The sequence below is a fragment of the Lentzea sp. NPDC037011 genome, from assembly GCF_055607425.1.
On the sequence record NZ_JBVJRT010000006.1, the window covers coordinates 393,773 to 413,799 of the forward strand.

Below are 20,027 nucleotides of genomic sequence, written 5' to 3' on the forward strand. Positions count from 1 at the left end.
TGGAGAGGTAGCTCGTGCGCGCTCGCTGGACCGGTCACCACCTGCGGAAACACCGGTTCACAAGCCCCGGCATCACGTTTTCCGAGCTGCCCATTCGCAAACCAAATGGCCCTACGGACGGGGAACTGCCGTGAATTCACCCGACGAGCTGCGTCCTGCCACGGCGCGCCGCAACGAATGGTTGCTGGTGGCCTTCACCGGCACCACGAACATCGCCGACGCGGTGACGAGGGTCGCCCTGCCGCTGCTCACCGTCGGCATCACGACCTCGCCGATCGTGGTGACCGCGGTGGCCTCGCTGATGACGTTGCCGTGGCTGCTGACCTCGTTGCACATCGGCGTCTTCGTCGACCGCATGGACCGCCGCACGCTCATGATGGCCGCGGAGATCGCCCGCACGCTGTCGGTCGCGGCGATCCTGCTCGCGTACTTCTTCCAGATGGTCAACCTGCCGTTGATCTACCTGGTCGCGCTGGTGCTCGGTCTCGCCGACGTGCTCGCGGGCGTGTCCGGCGCGGCGATCCTGCCCAACGCCATCCCCAAGAAGCGCTGGCAGAAGGTCAGTGAGCGGATCACCGGCCTGGAGTACCTCGCGAACGGCTTCCTGGGCACGCCGATCGGCGGTTTCCTGACGGCGGCGGGCTTCGCGGTGGCGTTCGGCGTCTCCGGGATCGTCTACGCCCTCGGCGCCCTGCTGCTGATCTCGCTGGTCGGCAAGTTCAAGGTGGAGCCGACGACCGAGCGCAAGTCGGTGAACGCGGAGATCAAGGACGGCCTGGGTTTCCTGTTCGGCAACAGGTTGCTGCGCACGATGTCGATGATGATCACCGTGATGGCGGCCTGCTGGGGTGCCTGGCTCGCGCTGATCCCGGTGTACGCGGTCGGCGGGCCGCTCGGGTTGTCCGCCGAGCAGTACGGTCTGCTGCTCACCTGGCTCGGCGCCGGTGGTGTGGTCGGGTCGCTGCTGGTCGGGTGGATCAACAAGCTGCTGGGCCGGCGCTGGTCGATGTTCGTCGACATCATCGGCTCGTTCGCGCTCGTGGCCGCGCCCGCGTTCCTCCCGGCCGAGCCGGGCAGCGCGTACGTGATCGGCGCGGCGGCCTTCGTCGCGGGTGCCGGTGGTGTCATGTGGACGGCGAACTCGCGCGTGATCACGCAGACGTTCGTGCCCGCCGAGATGATGGGCCGCTACAGCGCCGCCGCGCGCATGATCGCCTGGGGTGCCTCGCCGATCGCGGCGTTCCTGTCCGGTGTGATCGCGCAGTTCGCCGGCTACCGCTGGGCGTTCGGCATCTTCGCCGCGCTGTGCCTCGCGATCGTCGTCCCGTTCTTCCTGGTCGTCACGCCGGAGGCCGTGGCCGCGGTGGACCAGCCGGACGAGGACGAGGACGAGGCGGACGGCGTGGACAAGAAGGACAAGCCGGAGGAGGCGAAGGCGTGACCCTCTGGCAGCGCTTCGCCACGACGGCCCAGCACCACCCCGACGCGGTGGCGCTGGTCGCCGGTTCGTCGTGGACCTACGCCGGCCTGCACGACCTGGTGCTGCGCACGGCGGCGCAGGTCGTGCGGGACGCGGGCGGTGTGCCCGCGGCGGTCGGGGTCACGGCCACCCGGACCGTCGACGCCTACGTCGGCTACCTCGCGGCACTGCGGCTCGGTGCCGGTGTCGTGCCGATCAGCCCGGACTGGCCCGCCGCACGGGTGGCGGCCATCTGCTCCGCCGCCTCGGTGACCCACGTCGTGTCGGAGGTGGGCACCGGGAAGCCCTGGGAGGAGCCGTACTACGGCGACGCGGACGACGTGGCCTACACGTTGTTCACGTCCGGCTCGACGGGCTCTCCCAAGGGCGTGCCGATCCGGCACCGGAACGTGCTGGAGTACCTGGACTTCAACGTGGCCCGGTACGGCGTCACGCCGGACTCGCGGCTGTCGCAGACCTTCGAGCTGACCTTCGACCCGTCCGTCTTCGACATGTTCGTCGCGTGGTCGGCGGGCGCGTCCGTCGTCGTCGCGCGGCCGGACGACAAGATGGCGCCGGTGCGGTTCGTGAACGACAACGAGATCACGCACTGGTTCTCGGTGCCGTCGGTGATCTCACTGGCCCGGCGGCTGCGCCAGCTCCGGCCGAACGCCATGCCGTCGCTGCGCTGGAGCCTCTTCGCTGGCGAGCAGCTGACGCTCGACGCGGCACGGGTGTGGGCCACCGCGGCACCCGCCTCGACGATCGAGAACCTCTACGGCCCGACCGAGCTGACCGTCACCTGCACCGGCTACCGGCTGCCCGAGGTGTGGCCGGTGACCTCCAACGGGACCGTGCCGATCGGCGAGGTCTACCCGCACCTGTCCTACGAGGTCACCGAGGACGAGGAGCTCTGCGTCGGTGGTTCGCAGTGCTTCTCCGGCTACCTCGACCCCGAGCAGAACGTCGGCCGGTTCCTCGGCGGCCGCTACCGCACCGGCGACCGGGTGCGGTGGGAGAACGGCGTGCTGGTGCACCACGGCCGGCTCGACGACCAGGTGAAGGTGCACGGCTACCGGGTCGAGCTCGGGGAGGTCGAGTCGGTGCTGCGGCGCCACCCGCTGGTGCAGGACGTGGTGGTGCTGGCAGTCGGCGAGCTGCACGCCGTCTACACCGGCACCGCCTCCCCCGCCGAGCTGGAGACCCTGGTCGCCACCGAGCTGCCCGCCTACATGGTGCCGCGCACCTTCTCCCCGGTCTCCGGCTTCCCGTTGAACGGCAACGGGAAGATCGACCGCCGCAGGCTCGCCGCCGACCTCGGGGAGGTGACGGGTGCGGTTCCGGATCCTCGGCGCGGTTGAGGTCTTCGACGGCTCGTCGTGGCGCGCCATCGGGTCGGCGAAGCAACGCGCACTGCTCGCGTCGTTGCTGCTCAACGCCAACCAGGTGGTGCCGGCCGAGCGGCTGATCTCCGACCTGTGGCCGGACGGCCCGCCCGCGTCCGCCTCCGGGCTGCTGGCCGGGTACGTGTGGCGGCTGCGGCACGCGCTGCGCGACGACGGCGTTCTGCTGACCCGCGCACCCGGCTACCAGCTGGCCGTGCCGTCCGGCGCGATGGACGTGCACTACTACGAAACCCTGGTGGCACAGGGACGTGCGGCCTCCGACCTGGAGGAGGCGGTGTCGGCGTTCACCCGCGCGCTGGCGGTGTTCCGCGACGTGCCGTACGCGGACGTGCCGCTGACGCCGTCGGTGCTGGCCGAGCGGGCCCGGCTGGAGGAGTCGCAGCTGTCGGTCGTCGAGGCGCGGATCGGCGCCGAGATCAAGCTCGACCGGCACGAGGCGCTGCTGCCGGAGCTGAAGCTGCTCGTGTCGCAGTTCCCGCTGCGGGAACGGCTGCACGCCCACCTGATGCTCGTGCTCTACAAGTGCGGGCACCAGGCCGACGCGCTCGGCACCTACCGCGACCTGCGCCGGCTGCTCGTGAACGAGCTGGGCATCGAACCGTCGAAACCGTTGCGGGACCTGCAGCAGCGCATCCTCCAGGAGGACCCGTCGCTGCTGGGCCCCGCACCCGTGCGGGCCCGGCCGCGCACCCCGCCGCCGCGCGGGCTGCTCATCGGGCGGTCGCGCGAGATCGCCGCGGTGGCCGGGTTGCTGGCTGCGGGACAGGTGTGCGCGGTGCACGGCCCGGTCGGCGTGGGCAAGACGGCGCTGGCCGCGCACGCCGCGTTCTCCGTCGCCGCTCACTTCCCGGTGGGGGTGCTGCACTTCTCGGCCGCGGAGGCGCTGCACTCGTTGCCGCCGGGCGTGCTGGCGGTGCTCGACGACGTGCCGGACGTGGGCGTGGTCCCGGCCGGTGTGGGGGTGCTGGTGACGTCGCGGGGGCCGGTGCGCGGTGTGCCCGGCCGCGCGCACGTCCACCTGGGACGGTTGTCCGGCGCGGCGTCGGCGGAGCTGCTGCGGGCGCACGTCGGCGACCGCGAGGGACCCGCCGCCGAGATCGCCCGGCTGTGCGAACGGCTGCCGCTCGCGCTGCGGCTGGCCGGCGACCGCCTCGCGACCCGGCCTGACTGGTCATTGGCCGACTTCGCCGCGCGGCTCGCCGACCCCCGGCGGCGGCTGGACCTGCTGTCGTGGCAGGACACCAGCGTGCGCGACCGGCTGGCGGGCGCGTGGGACGGCCTGGCCACGGCTGAGCGCTCGGCGCTGCGGCTGCTGGGCGCGCTGGACCTGCCGGTGGTCGCGGCCGACACGATCGGCGCGCTGATCGGGCGGTCGGAGACCGAGGCGTCGCTCATCGCCGAGCGGCTGATCGACGCCGGGCTCCTGGAGAGCGTGACGATCGACCGCTACCGGGTGCCGGACCTGGTCCGGCTGTTCGCCCGGGAACGGCAGGAGGGAGACGCGTCGGCGGCGATCTCCCGGGTCGTCGAGCACTACGTGGCACTGGTCGACCAGCGGCGGTCCACCGCGGACCGGCGGGCCTGGTACCGCGGCGAGCTGGCGACGTTGCGGTCACTCGGCCTGCACGACCGCTCCGACCGGCTGCACCGGGCCGTGGCGCACCTCCTCGGCGGCCAGCAGACTTAGGCACGTGAAGAGCGTGTGGCCGTTGTGCGCGGCCGGTTTCGTGACGGCGTTCGGCGCGCACGGCGTCGCGTCCGGACTGGGTTTCCTGGAGCCGGACCTGCTCACCCTGGGTCTGCTGCTCGCGCTCTACGACGGCGCCGAGGTGGTGCTGAAACCCGTCTTCGGCTCGCTGGCCGACCGCGTCGGCCCGCGCCCGGTCCTGCTCGGCGGCCTGCTGGCGTTCGCCCTCGCCTCCGCGTCGTTCGTGCTCGTCGACAGCATCGCCGTGGCCCGCTTCGGCCAGGGCGTGGCCGCCGCCGCGTTCTCCCCCGCCGCCAGTGCGCTGGTGGCCAGGCTGACCCCGGACACCGCGCGCGGCCGGGCGTTCGGCCGCTACGGCGCGTGGAAGGGCATCGGCTACACCGCCGGCCCGCTGCTCGGCGGCGTGCTGATCCACTTCGGCGGCTTCGACGTGCTGTTCCTGACGATGGCCGGGCTGGCGGTGGCCGTCGCGCTGTGGTCGCTCACCGTCCCGCGGCTGGAACCGTTGCCGCGCACCGGGCAGACCGTGCTCGACCTGGTGCGGCGCCTGTCCCGCCGCGACTTCCTGCGCCCCACCGCGGCACTCGCCGCCGCCACCGCCGCGCTGGCCACCGGCGTCGGCTTCCTCCCGGTCGCCGCGGCGGCCCACGGCCCGGTCGTCACCGGTGCCGCAGTCTCGGTGCTGGCGCTCACGGCGGCCGTCGTGCAGCCCCGCGCCGGCCGGGCGTACGACGCGGGCCGCATCACGAGCCCGCGCCCCGCGTTGCTGGCCGTCGCACTCGGTTTCGTCGCGGCCGCACTGGTTCCGGGCTTGCCGGGAGCGTTCACGGCCGCCGTCCTGATCGGCGCGGGCACGGGCGTCGTGACACCGCTGGCGTTCGCGGCGCTGGCCAGGTCCACTCCGGAGGAACGCCTCGGCCAGACGATGGGCAGCGCCGAGGTGGGCCGCGAGCTCGGCGACGCGGGCGGCCCGCTCCTGGTGGGCGGGCTCGCCGCGGTCGCCTCGCTGCCGGTGGGCCTGCTCGCGCTGGCCGCCGTGATCACCGTCACGGCTTGGAGATCTCCAGCTGCAGCTCGGTGACCCAGCCCGCCGGGTCGCCCGCGCCGTAGTCGAGGTACACCTCGCGGGCGAACCCGAGCTGCCGGTAGCCGTTGGCCTCGATCCACGTCGCCACGGTCTGGTAGGTGACGTCGACGTCGTCCATCGGCCCGCGGTGCACGACGGTCGCCGCCTGCGGCAGCGCCGGCAGGTCCACGACCTCGAAGTCGTAGGCGTCCGACGGCTCGACCGACACGGTGACACCGGCCCGCACCAGCACGGAGTCCCCCTCGGCAGGCTCGTAGGTCGCGATCCCGTAGCCGGTGATCCGCACCCCGGCGCGTTCCACCCGTGACAGCAGCTCCGGGTACAGCGGCTGGATGACCGGGCCGATGTCCTCGGGCCCGTAGGAGGCGGCGGTGGCGCTCAGCCTGGCCACTCGCGCGGACGGGACGGGTTTCACGACGACGTCGTCGGTGGGCATGGCGCCCTCTCTCTCGATGGCGCGGAGACGTGCCTCGACCCGCCGCAGCCGCGACTCGTCCGCGACGATCCGCTGGCGCAGCTCGGCCCGCCGCAGGGACAGCATCCCGTGCAGCTGCTCGACGGACAGCTGGTCGTCGAGCACGACGCGGACCTGTTCCAGGGTCAGGCCGAGGTCCTTCAGCGCGACCAGGCGGTTGAGGCGGTGCAGCTGGGCGACGGTGTAGAAGCGGTAGCCGGAGCCGGGGTCGACGTGAGCCGGCGGGAGCAGCCCCACCGCGTCGTAATGGCGCAGCATCCGCACCGACACCCTCCCCAGCCGGGCGAAGTCTCCGATGGTGAACACGACTGCTCCTGTGTAGGGGCTGACACGGTGTCAGGGTCAAGAAATGATGGTTTGAACAGCGCGCCGGGTGCGCACCCCGGGGTGTTGACGAGAGGTGGCACATGACGTTCGCACATCCGGCGTTGTTCTACTCCGACGAGGAGTCCTACATCGACGGCATCGTCCCGTTCGTCGTGGAGGGGCTCGCGAACGCCGAACCGGTGGTCGTCGCCGTGCCGGACCGCCACCTCGCGCTGCTCAGGGAGGCGCTCAGCGGGTTCGCGCACCTCGTCACCTTCCTCGACATGGCGGACGCCGGCCGCAACCCCGGCCGGATCATCCCGGAGCTCCGCGCGTTCGCCGACCGGCACCGCGGGCCGCTGCGGATCATCGCCGAACCGGTGTGGGAGGGCCGCAGCGACGTCGAGTACCCGGCGTGCGCGCTGCACGAGGCGCTGGTCAACTACGCGTTCAGCGACCGCGACCTGAGCATCCTGTGCCCGTACGACACCACCGGGCTCAGCCACGACGTCCTCGCCGACGCCGAGAAGACCCACCCGGTCGTGATCGACGCCGGCGGTCACCGCCCCAGTGACCACTTCCACCCCGCGCGGGTCGTCGTCGCAGCGCACACGATGCCGCTGCCCATCCCGGAGGACGCCGCCGGCACGAGCGTCGGCGCCGGGGCGATGGCGGCGGTGCGGGCGTTCGCGCGCGAGCAGGCCACGAAGCTCGGTCTCGCGCCCGACCGCGTCCACGACTTCGCACTCGCGGTCACGGAGCTCGCGACCAACAGCGTCCGGCACGGCGGCGGCGAGAGCACCGTCCGGGTCTGGACCGAAAGCGAGAGCATTGTTTGCCAAGTCAACGACAACGGTCACATCACCGATGTTCTGGCCGGACGCACACCCGTTCACGCAAACGATCCAGGCGGTCGCGGTCTGTTGCTGGTGAACCGTTTGGCCGACCTCGTGCGCACCCAAACGACGTCGTCGGGCACCGCAATCCAGGTCAGATTCGACCTGGGGCACAAAAAGGCAACGTGATCGACATACATTTGGCCGATCTCGTTATAGCTTGGGCACGTGCACGACGAGGAAGCGACGGAAATCGGTTACACCGGGGCACGTTTCGGGTCTCCGGCGACTCGCGCACGCCTGCGCGCCGATGGAAGAGATGACGCGAGCGGTCTGGAGACGCAGCAGCTACCCCGTCAGCACCCGACGCGCCGGCGACCGCCGGAACCGCCTCCGGAGTGGCTGATGCAGGAAGAAGAACAGCAGGTGTCCGCGCGGGACAGCGCGCTGGTCCGCCCGTACGCCCGCACCGGTGGCCGCACCGCGGCCCGCCACGACCTCCGGTTGGAGACGCTGCTCTCGACCGACGAGGAACGCCTGTACCGGGCCAGCGCCGAACAGTCCCAGATGATGAGACTGTGCCTGCAACCGCGGTCGGTCGCGGAGATCTCCGCGCTCATGAAGATCCCGCTCGGTGTCACGCGGGTCCTGCTGAGCGACCTGATCACGCTGGACCTCGTCGCCGTGCACGAACCCGGCGACAAGCCGAACATGGCGCTGCTCGAACGGGTTCTGTCGGGTCTGCGGCGCCTCTGACCCACCTCCGGCCGGCGCGCGGAATCGTGCCGGGGCGCCGATAATGGTGCTGTGGCGACCCCCAGCGGCGAGACCGACCCGACCCTGCAGCCGACCCCGCAGCCGACCTCCGCGTCGACTGCGCCGTCTGCCGCGCCGACGACCCCGATCACGACCCCGCCCGCGACCACGCCGGGGGACACGACCGGGACCGTCGCCCAGAAGAGGAAGCCGCGGCCGACCAGGATCAGCGGCACCTGGGTGGCCGTGCTGGTCGCGCTCGTCGTGCTGATCTTCCTGCTGGTGTTCATCCTGCAGAACGGCGGCAACACGACCATCTACTTCCTGGGGGGCCAGAGCACGCTGCCGCTGGGCGTCGCGCTGCTGTTCGCCGCGATCGGCGGCGGGCTGCTCGTCGCGGTCGTGGGCGCGGCCCGGATCATGCAGCTGCGCCGCCAGGCCAAGCGCGCCCAGGTCGTCCCTAGTCCTCGTCCCGGGACCTCAGCACCAGCTCGACGCGAGAGCTGATCCCCAGCTTCCGGAAGATCTTGCGCAGGTGGAAGTTCACCGTGTGCGGTGACATGAACAGCTGCGTCGAGATCTGCCGGTTCGTCCTGCCCTTCGCCACCAGGTTCGCGATCGCCCGTTCGGTGTCGTCCAAGCTGGACCATCCGGACGAGGGCCGCACCGGTGCCGCACGGCGGCGCCGGCCGAGTTTGCGCAGCCGCCCCAGCACCCTGGCGCCGTCGCGGGACGCGCCGATCTCGCGGTAGAGGCCGAGCGCGGTCTCCAGCGCCTTCACCGACGCGGCGCGGTCGGGTGTCGCGGCCAGCACCGCGCCGAGGTCCTCGGCCGCGTTGGCGCGCGCCCACGGGTCGCGGTGCTGTTCGGAGGCCAGCCGCAGCAGCGCGGTGTCGCCGTCGAGCAGGCCTCGGACGTGCAGGGCGGTCGCGGCCACCGCGCGGAAGCCGGGGTTCTCCTCCGCGAGCCGTTCCACCCGGTCGACCACGGCCTTGGCGAGCCCGTCGTCGCCCGCCTCGGCGGCCCGGCGCACGAACCACCCGGCGGCGCGGGGTTCCTCGGCGAAGAGCCCCGACTCGACCAGGTCCGGGTACCGGCCGTGCAGCAGCCCCAGCGCCGGTTCGAGGCCGCGGTGCACGTAGGTGACGAGCACGTCGGCCCACTGGTAGAAGCCGTGGGAGAAGACGATCCCGTCGACCTGGCCGGTGCCGCGGTACCGCTCGACGTGCTCGACCGCCGCGGGCAGGTCGCCGGTGTGCAGGGCGACCAGCGCGAGCACCACCAGCGCGGGCGCCAGCAGGACGGTGTGCCCGGTGTCCTCGGCGGCGGCGAGCGCGGTGCGGGCCTCGGAGGCGGCCTCCTCGATCCGCCCTGCCTGCAACAGGACGCGCGCGTGCACGACGGCGGTCAGCAGCTCTCTGGTGACGACGGAGGACGGCCCGCCGCGGACCCGGCGGAGCAGGCCTTCGGCCTCGCCGAACTCGCGCAGCCCGGCGTGCAGGGTCGCGAGCAGCAGCTGCGGGTAGGCGCACAGGTCGTGGGAGGACACCGCCCGCGCGCCCGCACGGGCCAGTTCCAGTGCGGTGCCAGGACGTCCGCTGTCACGCGCGAGCGCCGCGAGCACGGCGAGGGCCGTGGCGAGCACGTCGTCCGGCGCACCCCGGCGGGAGCGCACGACCGCGTCCGCCACCTCCCGGGCACGGTGCCGGTCGTGCCCGAGCAACGCCATCAGCCGGGTGATCTCCACCCAGGGCACGAGCTCCGCGGGCAGGTCGGTCTCGGTGAGCAGCACGTCGGCGAGCTCCGCGGACTCGGCGCACCGCGCGCCGAGCAACGTCGTGACCGCCACGCAGTGCCGCAGCTTCGCCGCACTGGGCGAGGGCACCTGGCCCGCGACCGAGTCCTCGGCGAGCGCGTGGGCCGCCGTCAGCCGGCCCGCGGCGACCAGGGCCCGCACGGCGGTCACCGTGCGGTTCGGCAGCGACGGCGAGGTCTGGTCGGTGAGCTCCAGCGCCCGCACGGCGAGCTCGGCCGAGGCGTCAGGTGCCTGCCACAGCACGGCTTTCGCCGCCGTGACCAGACCGTCGATCGACCGCACGTCACCGCGCCGGGCGCCGTGCAGCAGGTGCCGGGCGGCCGTGGCCGCGGCGTCCCCGCGCCCCAGCAGCATCTCCCCCGCCTCGCGGTGCAGCGCGCGCCGGACGGGTGCGGGCACGGAGTCCGCGACGAGCCGCCAGACCAGCTCGTGGCGGAACGCGAGCCGGTCCTCGGCCGCGGTGACGAGGCCGGCGCCGATCACCTCGTCCAGCGCGGGCACCAGGACCGCGGTGCTGGAGGCGAGCAGCTCGGCGACGTCACCGGGTTCGAACCGCGGCCCGAACACCGACGCGACCTGCAGCAGGTGCCGCGCTCCGCCGCTCAGGGCCGTGATGCGCTCGCGCAGCAACGCTTCCGTGCGGCGCGGCGACCCGTCGGTGCGCAGCGCGGCCCGTTCCTCTGTGACCACGAGCTGGTCGTCGTCGCGCAGTGCGGTGACGAGGCGGATCAGGGCGGCGGGGTTGCCCTGGGCGGTGGCGGCGAGCGCGCACAGGTCGTGGTCGGGAACGCCGCCGGCGAGATCGGCGACGAACTGGGCGGCGACGTCGTCGGGCAACGGCCGCAGCTCGACGTGCGCGGCGGTGCGGGCGAGGGCGGCGAACAGGCGGTCGGCGCCCTCACCGCAGCGCCGGGCGAGCAGCCAGACCACCTGCTGCTGCACGGAGTTCGGCAGCAGCGCGCGCAGTGCGGCGAGGGTGCCGGGCTCGGCGAGGTGCAGGTCGTCGAGCACGACCAGCGTGGGGCCGCCGGGTTCGCGTTCGGCCAGGCGGGCCAGCAGGAACGGCTGGTCCAGCTCGTCGCGCGCGGTCACGACGGTGAAGCCGCGGCGTTCGGCGGTGCGGGCGGTCTCGGTCAGCAGCCGGGTCTTGCCGGTGCCCGCCGCGCCGTCGACGAGGACCACACCGGTGCCCTCGGCCAGCACGCCGTCGAGCAGCGCCCGTTCTCCTTCGCGGCCGCGGAACAGCCCGTCCCGATTCCCCGACACCCGATTTCCTTTCACCCCGCGGCTGCGGAGAAACGCTGCCCTACCACAGCGACCCCGGCCGCGACCAGCCCTGATGGTTCCGAACCGGCCCGCGGGGATGAGCGGTCACGCACTCTTCCGGCCGCCGCTACCCATTCGAGTAGCTGCCTGGCGGATCATACGTGCCGCCACCGTGCTGAGACGCCTCCCGGCGCGGCTACCTTTACCTGGGCAAGTGGCGCGCTTTCTCCTAGCATCATTTCTGCTGATCGTTTCACCCCCGGATTGCGAGAGATCGTGGAAAACCCGCCGAAAGCGTGGTGCGCCGGAATCAGCGACCGGGTGGCGCCGGGCACGACGACGGTCGTGGAAGGCGCTCCGGGTACGGGCAAGACGGCGGTGCTGGACGACGTCGCCGCGCGCTGGGAAGGCTCCGGCGGACGCGTCGTGCGGGCCCGCGGAAGTGCTCTGGAAATCGATTTACCATTCGGCTTGGTGGCCCAGTTGTTCGATTTGGTGGATCCGGCGGTGGTGCCTTCGGAGGCAGTCCCGGCCCTCCGGTCGACGGCCTCCGGTGCCGGCTTCGCGGTGCTGCGAGCGCTTTACCGGCTCGCGGTTGAGTTAGCCGGTTCGTCCGGTTTGCTGGTTCTCGTGGACGACGCGCAGTGGGCGGACGCGGAGTCGTTGCGGTGGCTCGCGTACCTGTCCCTGCGGGTGCGGCAACTGCCGGTGGCGGTGGTTCTCGCGGTCGGTTCCGGTGAACGGGCGGACGACCCGTCGTTCGCGGAGATCGCGGCGACGTGCCGCCGGGTGGTGCTGGCGGACCTGACGCCGGACGAGGTCACCGGGCTGGTCACCGCGGCACTGGGCCCGGCCGATCCGGCGTTCACCGCCGCCTGCCGCACCGCGACCGGCGGGAACCCGCTGCTGACCGTGCGGCTGCTGAGGGCGCTGGCGCGGGACGGGGTGCCGCCCTCGGCCGCGGCGGCCAGGCAGGTTGATCACCTGGCCGCGGAGGTGGCCCGCGAGGTCGTGGTGGCGCGGGTGCGGCGGCGCCCGGCGGCGGTCGTGACGGCGGCGCACTGCCTGGCGGTGCTCGGGCCGGCACCGCACCCCGGCGTGCTGGCGGAGCTGACCGGGCTGGGTCCCGGCGAGCTGGCCGAGGCGGTGCGCACGGCCGAACTGCTCGGCGCGACCGGTCCGGCGGTGCTCGCGGACGTGCCGGCGGCGGCGCTGTCGGCGTTGCACCTGCGGGCGGCGGAGTCGTTGCGGGCCCACGGTGCCGCGGACCGCGAGGTGGCGGCGCACCTGCTCCAGACGGCACCGGGGCTGCCGCCGTGGGCGGGCGGGGTGCTGGACCGGGCGGCGCGGGAGGCGGTGGGCGGTGGCGACCAGCCCGGTGCGGCCCGGTTGCTGTGGCGGGCGTTGCGCGAGCCGGTCGCGAACCCCGCGCGGGCGTTGCGGATGCTGGGGATGGCGGAGCTGGTCGGGAACCTGCCGGGTGCGACGGCACGGCTGCGCGAGGCGCACGAGTCCGATGTGGACGACGTGGAGTCCGCCGTGGCGCTGTCCTACGCGTTGCACGCCGACGGGAAACCCGCGGAGCTGGTGGAGGTGCTGCGCTCCCCCGACGCCTTCGCGCACCTGGTGGTGCACGGGCTGGTGTGGCGGGAGGCGGTGCCGCCGTCGGTGCCGCTCGACACCCCGGCGGGGGTGCTGCACCACGTGATGGCCGGGTCGATCAGCGCGGCCGAGGCCGTGCGGCGGCTGTCCACCGACGGCGCGATGCCGGCGTTGACGTCCGCGATGGTGCTGAACCTGGCCGACCGGCTCGACCCGGCGCTGGACGTGCTCGACGCCGTGGACCGCGCGGAGGCACCGGCGTTGCGCGCGCTGGTGTCGGTGATGAGGGCGAACGTCCAGCGGCGCAAGGGAGATCTCACGTCCGCCCGCGCCGACCTCACCGCGGCCGCCGGCCACCTGCGGCAGGACCCGCGCTGGCACGCGGTGACGGCGTGGCACGCGGCGTTGCTCGCGGACATCCTGCTGGAGGAAGGACGTCCGGACGAGGCGCTGGCGTTGATCGAGCAGACGACGACGGACGAGCTCCGGCGGCTGTGGACCTACGGCGGGATGCTGACCGTGCGCGGCAGGGCGTTGATCGTGCGCGGTGAGGACCACGAGGCGCTGGAGGCGTTCCTGGCCGCCGCACGGCACTGCGCCCAGTGGCCGTACCGCAACCCGGCCGCGCTGGCGTGGCGTTCCGGTGCGGCGGTGGCGTGCGCGGCGCTGGGCGACGGCGAGCGGGCCCGGCAGTTCGCGCTGGAGGAGGTCGAGCTGGCCGGGGACTGGGGTGCGCCCAGGGCGTTGGGCATGGCGTTGCGCGCACTGGGCCGGGTCACCGCGGGAGCCGCCGGACGCGCGCACCTGGAGGACGCCGTGCGGGTGCTGCGCGGCTCCCCCGCCCGGCTCGAACTGGGCCGCGCGCTGGTGGACCTCGGCGTGGTGGCGCGCCGGCAGGGCGACACGGCGGCGGCGCGCGTGTGCCTGCGCGAGGCGGTGGACCTGGCGCAGAAGTGCGGGTCCACGGCAATGGCGGCACGGGCGCACTCCGAGCTGGTCGCGACGAGCGCGGGACCGCGGCGGCTGCGGCAGACCGGGCCGACCGCGCTGACACCGGTGGAGCACCAGGTGGCGGTGCTGGCGGCGCGGGGCCGGTGCGACGAGGAGATCGCCGGTGCCCTGCTGCTGTCCGCCGACGCGGTGGAGGGCGTGCTCACCGCCGTCTACCGCAAGCTCGGCGTGCCCGGCCGGTTGCAGCTGGCGGAGGCGCTCGACGCGGGGTGAGCGGCATCCCCCGTACGCGAGTGGTCCGGACCCGTTCGGCCGATGGTTCACGCTGGACCGTTCGGCCTATGGTCCTTGCTCATGGCGAGCGACCTGCAAAGACGCAAGGTGTCCGTGGTGTTCGGCGCGTTGGACGCCAACAGCGACGGGTACCTCGACGAGAGCGACTTCCGCGCGCTCACCGCGCGCTGGGTGTCGTTGCGCGGCGGCGACGAGGAGCTGCTGTCCGAGGTGATGATGGGCTGGTGGGCCACCCTCACGTCAGCGGCGGGCACCGACCGGGTGAGCATGGACGACGTGCTGTCCATCGTGGACGTGCTGCCGCGGAGCCCGGAGGCGGTCACCGGCACGGCGCACGCGATGTTCGGTGCCGTGGACGCCAACGGGGACGACTACGTGTCGCCGGAGGAGTTCCAGACGATGATCTCCGCGTGGCTCGGTCATGACGGTGCCACCGACTTCGCGGCCCTCGACTCCGACGGCGACGGCAGGCTGTCGCGCGACGAGTTCGCCCAGCTGTGGCTGGAGTTCTGGTCCGGCGACGACCCCTCCGCCGCCGGCACCCGCGTCTTCGGCCCTCTCTGACTCCCCCTGCTGCTCCGGCAGGCAGGGGCACGGGCCGGGGCGATCATGGTCGGCGGTGGCGGTCGCGGTGGACGCGACGGTCGTGCGCTGCCTGCTGGTGCCCGCGGCGATGGGGGTGCTGGGCGACCTCAACCGGTGGGCGCCGGGCGCACGACGGCGAGGCGACCGGACCCGCCCTCCCACGAGCCCGTGACCACGCCGACCACGTCACCGTCGGCGGGGCGCGGCAGCACCAGGCGGTCGAGCTCGACCACGACCGGACCCCCCACCGCGCGCCGCAGCTCGCCGCGGGCCTCGGCGGCCAGGCTGCGGCTGCCCGGCTCCGAGGTGCCGCCGGTGGTGACGAGGTCGAGCACGGCGGCGTGCCAGACGGGGTCGGTGACGGCGTCGTAGATCCACCGCGGGCCCAGGACGCTGTGCTCGGCGGTCGTGAGGAGCGCGCCACCGTCGAGCGGCGCCGGCCGGTAGGTCAGCGGGACCTGGTAGACCGACTCACCCGCCCGCAGCAGGTGCGTCTCCACGCCGACCTCGCCCGCGGGGTCGGAGAACCGGAAGTACCCGACCGGCCGCAACGGCCCCTCGCCCGCGTACCAGTCCTGCCGCGCCACCCAGGCGGGCACGAAGTCGCGGAACGGCGGTGTCAGCGCGGCCCCGGCGTGGATGTTCCCCATGTCCCGCAGGTTACGCGTGCACCAGCGTGAAGAACTCCTGCCGGGACGCGGGGTCCTGCCGCAACGCGCCCTGCAACGCCGAGGTCACCGTGCGGGACCCGCTGACCCGCACCCCGCGCAACGCCATGCACATGTGCTCGGCCTCGATCACCACGCCGACGCCCTTGGGCCGCAGGTGTTCCTGCAGCCAGTCGGCGACCTGCTTGGTCAGCCGCTCCTGCACCTGGAGGTCGCGGGCGAACATCTCCACGACCCGCGCGAGCTTCGACAGCCCCAGGATGCGCTCCCCCGGCAGGTACCCGACGTGCGCGATGCCGTGGAACGGCAGCATGTGGTGCTCGCACAACGACTGCACCGGGATGCCGCGGGCCAGCACCAGCTCGTCGTAGCCCTCGTCGTTGGGGAACGTGGTCAGGTTGAACGTCCGGGGCGTCAGCAGCTCCTCGTACGCCTCGGCGACCCGGCGCGGCGTGTCGGCCAGGTGTTCGGAGTACGGGTCCTTGCCCAGCGCCTTGAGCAGGTCCGTGACCGCCTTCTGCGCGCCCTCGACGTCCATGCCGCCACGGTAGTTCGGCTGGCCGAATTTAGTCAATGGGAGTAGTTTTTAGAAATGGCCGACCCCGTCGCCGCCGTCGCGGCCCTGGACGAACCGAACCGGCGCAGGCTGTACGACCTCGTGGCCCGCCGGACCGCGCCGATCAGCAAGGACGAGGCCGCGCAAGCCACCGGACTGCCCCGCACGACCGCCGGGTTCCACCTCGACAAGCTGGTCGAGATGGGCCTCCTCACAGTCGTGCACCAGCGCCGGACCGGACGCGGCGGACCGGGCGCGGGCCGTCCGGCGAAGCTCTACCGCCGTGCCGAGGAGCAGATCGCGGTGTCGCTGCCGGACCGGCGGTACGAGGCCGCGAGCCACCTGCTGACCGACGCGCTCCTCGAAGCCGAGACCACCGGTGAGCCCCCGCGCGAGGTCCTGCGCCGCCGCGCGCACGAGTGGGGCACGGCCCTCGCGGCCGCCGCGCGGGGCGACCTCGTGCAGGCGCTGGAGGACTTCGGGTTCGAGCCGCGGGCCGGGGACGGCTCGGTCCTGCTGGGCAACTGCCCGTTCCACAGCCTCGCGCAACGCCACACCGAGCTGGTCTGCGGCCTCAACCTCCGCCTGCTCACCGGCCTGGCCGACGGCATCGGGGCGGGCTACCGCGCCCGCCTCGACCCGTCACCGGACCACTGCTGCGTGCGCCTCGATCAGGCGCCGTCCTCCAGGTCGCCCTCGGTCTCCAGGTAGGCCGCCCGCAGCGCGTCCAGGGTGGCCTCGTCCGGGTGCTCCCACATCTTGCGCTCGGCGGCCTCCAGCAACCGTTCCGCGATGCCGTGCAACGCCCACGGGTTCGAGGTCTGCAGGAACTTCCGCGTCTCCGGGTCGAGCACGTAGGTCTCGGTCAGCTTCTCGTACATCCAGTCGGCGACCACGCCGGTCGTGGCGTCGTAGCCGAACAGGTACTCGACCGTGGCCTGCAACTCGAACGCGCCCTTGTACCCGTGCTGGCGCATCGCGTTGACCCAGCGCGGGTTCACCACGCGGGCGCGGAAGATCCGCGAGGTCTCCTCGGTGAGCGTGCGGGTCCGCACCGCCTCCGGGCGCGTGCTGTCCCCGACGTACGCGGCGGGCGCCTTGCCGGTCAGCGCCTTCACCATCGTGACCATGCCGCCGTGGTACTGGAAGTAGTCGTCCGAGTCGGCGATGTCGTGCTCGCGGGTGTCGATGTTCTTGGCCGCCACCGCGATCCGCCGGTACGCCGACTCCATGTCCGCGCGCGCGGCGATGCCGTCGACACCGCGACCGTAGGCGTAGCCGCCCCAGACCGCGTACACCTCGGCGATGTCCTGCGAGTCGCGCCAGTTGCGGCTGTCGATCAACGGCAGCACGCCGGCGCCGTACGCACCGGGCTTCGAACCGAAGATCCGCAGCGTCGCCCGGCGGTGGTCGCCGTGCTCCGCCAGGTCCTGCACCGCGTGCGCCCGCACGAAGTTCTGCTCCGCCGGTTCGTCCAGCGCCGCGACCAGCTGCACCGCGTCGTCCAGGAGGGACACGACGTGCGGGAAGGCGTCGCGGAAGAACCCGGAGATCCGCACGGTGACGTCGATGCGCGGCCGGCCGAGCTCGTCGAGCGGGACGACCTCCAGACCGGTCACGCGGCGGGACTGGTCGTCCCACACCGGTCGCACGCCCAGCAGCGCGAACACCTCGGCGATGTCGTCACCGGCGGTGCGCATCGCGGACGTGCCCCACACCGACAGGCCCACGGACGGCGGCCATTCACCGTCGTTGTCGGCCCGGTAGCGCTCCAGCAGCGAGTCCGCCATCGCCTGGCCGGTCTCCCACGCGAGCCGCGACGGGATGGCCTTCGGGTCGACCGAGTAGAAGTTGCGGCCGGTCGGCAGCACGTTCACCAGGCCGCGCAACGGGGAACCGGACGGACCGGCCGGGACGTAGCCGCCGTCGAGCGCGTGCAGCACGTGCGTCATCTCGTCGGTCGTGCGGGCGAGCCGCGGCACGACCTCGACGGCCGCGAACTCCAGGATCTTCTGCACGTCGGTGTTCTCGTGCAGCGTCTTCGCCACGGCGGCGTCCCAGCCCGCGTCCTCCATCGCCTGGACGAGCACGCGGGCCTGTTCCTCCACGGTGTCAACGTCTTCACGCGCCGTGCCGACGAGTCCGAGCGCCTCGCGCAGACCGGGCAGCGCCGCGACCTGACCGCCCCACATCTGCCGCGCCTGGAGCATCGCGAGCACCAGGTTGACGCGGGTCTCCCCCGCCGGCGCCTGGCCGAGGACGTGCAGGCCGTCGCGGATCTGCACGTCCTTGACCTCGCACAGCCAGCCGTCGACGTGCAGGATGAACTCGTCGAACTCCGCGTCGTGCGGCCGGTCGTCGAGCCCCAGGTCGTGGTCGAGCTTCGCGGCCTTGATCAACGTCCAGATCTGCGCGCGGATCGCCGGCACCTTGGCCGGGTCCATCGCGGAGATGTTCCCGTACTCGTCCAGCAACTGCTCCAGCCGCGCGATGTCGCCGTAGCTGTCCGCGCGGGCCATCGGCGGCACGAGGTGGTCGACCAGCGTGGCGTGCGCGCGCCGCTTGGCCTGCGTGCCCTCACCGGGGTCGTTGACGAGGAACGGGTAGATCAGCGGCAGGTCGCCGAGCGCCGCGTCCGTGCCGCAGGACGCCGACATGCCGACGGTCTTGCCCGGCAGCCACTCCAGGTTGCCGTGCTTGCCCACGTGCACCACGGCGTCGGCGCGGAAGCTCGACTCGATCCAGTGGTAGGCACCGAGGTAGTGGTGCGAGGGCGGCAGGTCCGGGTCGTGGTAGATCGCGATCGGGTTCTCGCCGAACCCGCGCGGCGGCTGGACCATGACGGTGACGTTGCCGGACTGCAGGGCCGCGAGGACGATCTCGCCGTCCTTGTCCTTGCTGCGGTCCACGAACAGCTCACCGGGCGCTTCACCCCAGTGCTCCCGCATCGACTCGCGGAACTCCTCCGGCAGCGTCTCGTGGAACCGCCGGTAGTCGGCGGCCGCGATGCGCACCGGGTTGCTCTCGAACTGCTCCTGCGTCAGCCAGTCCACGTCCTGGCCGCCCGCGGCGATGAGCGCGTGGATCAGCTTGTCGCCGTCGAGCTCGTCGACGCCCGGCAGGTCGTCGCCGATGTCGTAACCGTGCTCCCGCATGGCCTTCAGCAACCGGACCGTGGAGGCGGGCGTGTCGAGGCCGACCGCGTTGCCGATGCGGGAGTGCTTGGTCGGGTACGCCGACAGCATCACGACGACCCTGCGCTCGCCGACCGGGATGTGCCGCAACCGCGCGTGCCTGGTCGCGATGCCCGCGACGCGCAGCGCCCGTTCCGGGTCGGCGACGTAGACGGTGAGACCGTCGGAGTCGATCTCCTTGAACGAGAACGGGACCGTGATGATCCGGCCGTCGAACTCGGGGATCGCCACCTGGGTCGCGGTGTCGAGCGGTGACAGGCCGTCGTCGTTGGAGTCCCACTGCTCACGGCTGGAGGTGAGGCACAGGCCCTGCAGGATCGGCACGTCCAGCGCCGCCAGCGCACCCACGTCCCACGCGTCGTCGTCACCGCCCGCGCTCGCGTTCGCCGGGTTCGTGCCGCCGGCCGCGAGGACCGTCACGACCAGCGCGTCGGCCTGCCGGAGCGTGTCGAGCAGCTCGGGTTCGGCGGTGCGCAGCGACGAGCAGAACACCGGCAGCGGCCTGCCGCCCTTGGCCTCGATCGCGTCGCACAGCGCGTGCACGAACGCCGTGTTCCCCGCCACGTGGTGTGCGCGGTAGTAGAGCACCGCGACCGTCGGGCCCTCCACCGCGGCCGGCTCGCGTTCCAGCACCCCCCACGTGGGGGTGGCGGCGGGCGCGGCGAACCCGTGGCCGGTCAGCAGGATCGTGTCCTCGAGGAACTTGTGCAGCTCGGCGAGGTTTCCTGGCCCGCCCTGCGCGAGGTACAGGTGCGCCTCCGCGCACACGCCGCCCGGCACCGTCGACAGCTCCATGAGCGCCGCGTCGGGCTGCATCTCACCGCCGAGGACGACCACGGGCAGCGGCTGCGCGAGCAGCCAGTCGAGGCCCTCCTCCCACATCCGGCGGCCGCCGAGGATGCGCACGACGACCAGGTCCACGCCCTCGACCAGCGCGGGAAGGTCGTCGGTGGTCGTGCGCGAAGGGTTGCCGAGCCGGTACTCGGCGCCACTCGCACGCGCCGACAGCAGGTCGGTGTCGGAGGTCGACAACAGCAGGATCACGCGGGCTCCATCCCTCGT

Annotated in this window: 15 protein-coding genes; 10 read left to right on the forward strand and 5 right to left on the reverse strand. The window is 72.9% G+C overall.

What is annotated here, in order from left to right:
• The first annotated feature begins 130 nt into the window (after window positions 1-130).
• From ACZ7CH_RS21010 to ACZ7CH_RS21025, 4 genes are read left to right on the forward strand one after another with little or no spacing between them, the layout of a single operon-like run.
• Window positions 131-1,441 carry an MFS transporter gene (locus tag ACZ7CH_RS21010; protein WP_360392060.1) on the forward strand — a complete coding sequence of 437 codons (1,311 nt, stop codon included), beginning with the start codon at window positions 131-133 and terminating at the stop codon, window positions 1,439-1,441.
• A complete protein-coding gene (locus tag ACZ7CH_RS21015) occupies window positions 1,438-2,820 on the forward strand; it encodes an AMP-binding protein (protein ID WP_360392063.1) in 1,383 nt (460 codons plus the stop codon). The genes ACZ7CH_RS21010 and ACZ7CH_RS21015 overlap by 4 nt, the downstream gene beginning before the upstream one ends.
• On the forward strand, window positions 2,792-4,552 hold the full coding sequence (locus tag ACZ7CH_RS21020) for an AfsR/SARP family transcriptional regulator (protein WP_458431045.1): 1,761 nt from the start codon (window positions 2,792-2,794) through the stop codon (window positions 4,550-4,552). The genes ACZ7CH_RS21015 and ACZ7CH_RS21020 overlap by 29 nt, the downstream gene beginning before the upstream one ends.
• A gap of 4 nt (window positions 4,553-4,556) precedes the next feature.
• On the forward strand, window positions 4,557-5,654 hold the full coding sequence (locus tag ACZ7CH_RS21025) for an MFS transporter (protein ID WP_458431044.1): 1,098 nt from the start codon (window positions 4,557-4,559) through the stop codon (window positions 5,652-5,654).
• Here the strand turns inward: ACZ7CH_RS21025 and ACZ7CH_RS21030 are convergent.
• Window positions 5,620-6,441 carry a MerR family transcriptional regulator gene (locus tag ACZ7CH_RS21030; protein WP_360392071.1) on the reverse strand — a complete coding sequence of 274 codons (822 nt, stop codon included), beginning with the start codon at window positions 6,439-6,441 and terminating at the stop codon, window positions 5,620-5,622. The two genes, ACZ7CH_RS21025 and ACZ7CH_RS21030, sit on opposite strands and share 35 nt — an antisense overlap.
• Before the next feature lie 101 nt (window positions 6,442-6,542).
• Between ACZ7CH_RS21030 and ACZ7CH_RS21035 the strand changes: the two genes are divergently transcribed.
• From ACZ7CH_RS21035 to ACZ7CH_RS21045, 3 genes are all read left to right on the forward strand, one after another.
• A complete protein-coding gene (locus ACZ7CH_RS21035) occupies window positions 6,543-7,466 on the forward strand; it encodes an anti-sigma factor RsbA family regulatory protein (protein ID WP_360392074.1) in 924 nt (307 codons plus the stop codon).
• Between the two features lie 216 nt (window positions 7,467-7,682).
• A complete protein-coding gene (locus ACZ7CH_RS21040) occupies window positions 7,683-8,033 on the forward strand; it encodes a DUF742 domain-containing protein (protein ID WP_360392077.1) in 351 nt (116 codons plus the stop codon).
• A 51-nt stretch (window positions 8,034-8,084) separates the two neighbouring features.
• Complete coding sequence (locus tag ACZ7CH_RS21045; protein ID WP_360392079.1) at window positions 8,085-8,540, forward strand: LapA family protein; 456 nt, start codon at window positions 8,085-8,087, stop codon at window positions 8,538-8,540.
• Here the strand turns inward: ACZ7CH_RS21045 and ACZ7CH_RS21050 are convergent.
• Window positions 8,494-11,115: a helix-turn-helix transcriptional regulator gene (locus tag ACZ7CH_RS21050; protein ID WP_470374645.1), complete on the reverse strand. Its 2,622-nt coding sequence runs from the start codon at window positions 11,113-11,115 to the stop codon at window positions 8,494-8,496. The two genes, ACZ7CH_RS21045 and ACZ7CH_RS21050, sit on opposite strands and share 47 nt — an antisense overlap.
• A 321-nt stretch (window positions 11,116-11,436) precedes the next feature.
• On the opposite strand from ACZ7CH_RS21050, the gene ACZ7CH_RS21055 reads away from it, so the two are divergent.
• Both ACZ7CH_RS21055 and ACZ7CH_RS21060 read left to right on the forward strand, forming a co-directional pair.
• Window positions 11,437-13,941 carry an AAA family ATPase gene (locus tag ACZ7CH_RS21055; protein ID WP_470374732.1) on the forward strand — a complete coding sequence of 835 codons (2,505 nt, stop codon included), beginning with the start codon at window positions 11,437-11,439 and terminating at the stop codon, window positions 13,939-13,941.
• Window positions 13,942-14,022: 81 nt separating this feature from the next.
• Window positions 14,023-14,526, forward strand: coding sequence for an EF-hand domain-containing protein (locus ACZ7CH_RS21060; RefSeq protein ID WP_470370948.1), 504 nt, complete (start codon window positions 14,023-14,025; stop codon window positions 14,524-14,526).
• A 128-nt stretch (window positions 14,527-14,654) separates the two neighbouring features.
• Here the strand turns inward: ACZ7CH_RS21060 and ACZ7CH_RS21065 are convergent, their stop codons facing one another.
• Window positions 14,655-15,197, reverse strand: coding sequence for a maltokinase N-terminal cap-like domain-containing protein (locus ACZ7CH_RS21065; RefSeq protein WP_360392087.1), 543 nt, complete (start codon window positions 15,195-15,197; stop codon window positions 14,655-14,657).
• A gap of 10 nt (window positions 15,198-15,207) precedes the next feature.
• Window positions 15,208-15,753 (reverse strand): GTP cyclohydrolase I FolE, encoded by a 546-nt coding sequence (folE, locus tag ACZ7CH_RS21070; protein WP_458431039.1) that lies wholly within the window; start codon window positions 15,751-15,753, stop codon window positions 15,208-15,210.
• 54 nt (window positions 15,754-15,807) lie between these two features.
• On the opposite strand from folE, the gene ACZ7CH_RS21075 reads away from it, so the two are divergent.
• Window positions 15,808-16,482 (forward strand): helix-turn-helix transcriptional regulator, encoded by a 675-nt coding sequence (locus ACZ7CH_RS21075; RefSeq protein ID WP_458431038.1) that lies wholly within the window; start codon window positions 15,808-15,810, stop codon window positions 16,480-16,482.
• Here the strand turns inward: ACZ7CH_RS21075 and cobN are convergent.
• Entirely contained in the window at window positions 16,443-20,009 is a 3,567-nt protein-coding gene (cobN, locus tag ACZ7CH_RS21080; RefSeq protein WP_470374646.1) for a cobaltochelatase subunit CobN, read from the reverse strand. The two genes, ACZ7CH_RS21075 and cobN, sit on opposite strands and share 40 nt — an antisense overlap.
• Window positions 20,010-20,027 lie beyond the last annotated feature (18 nt).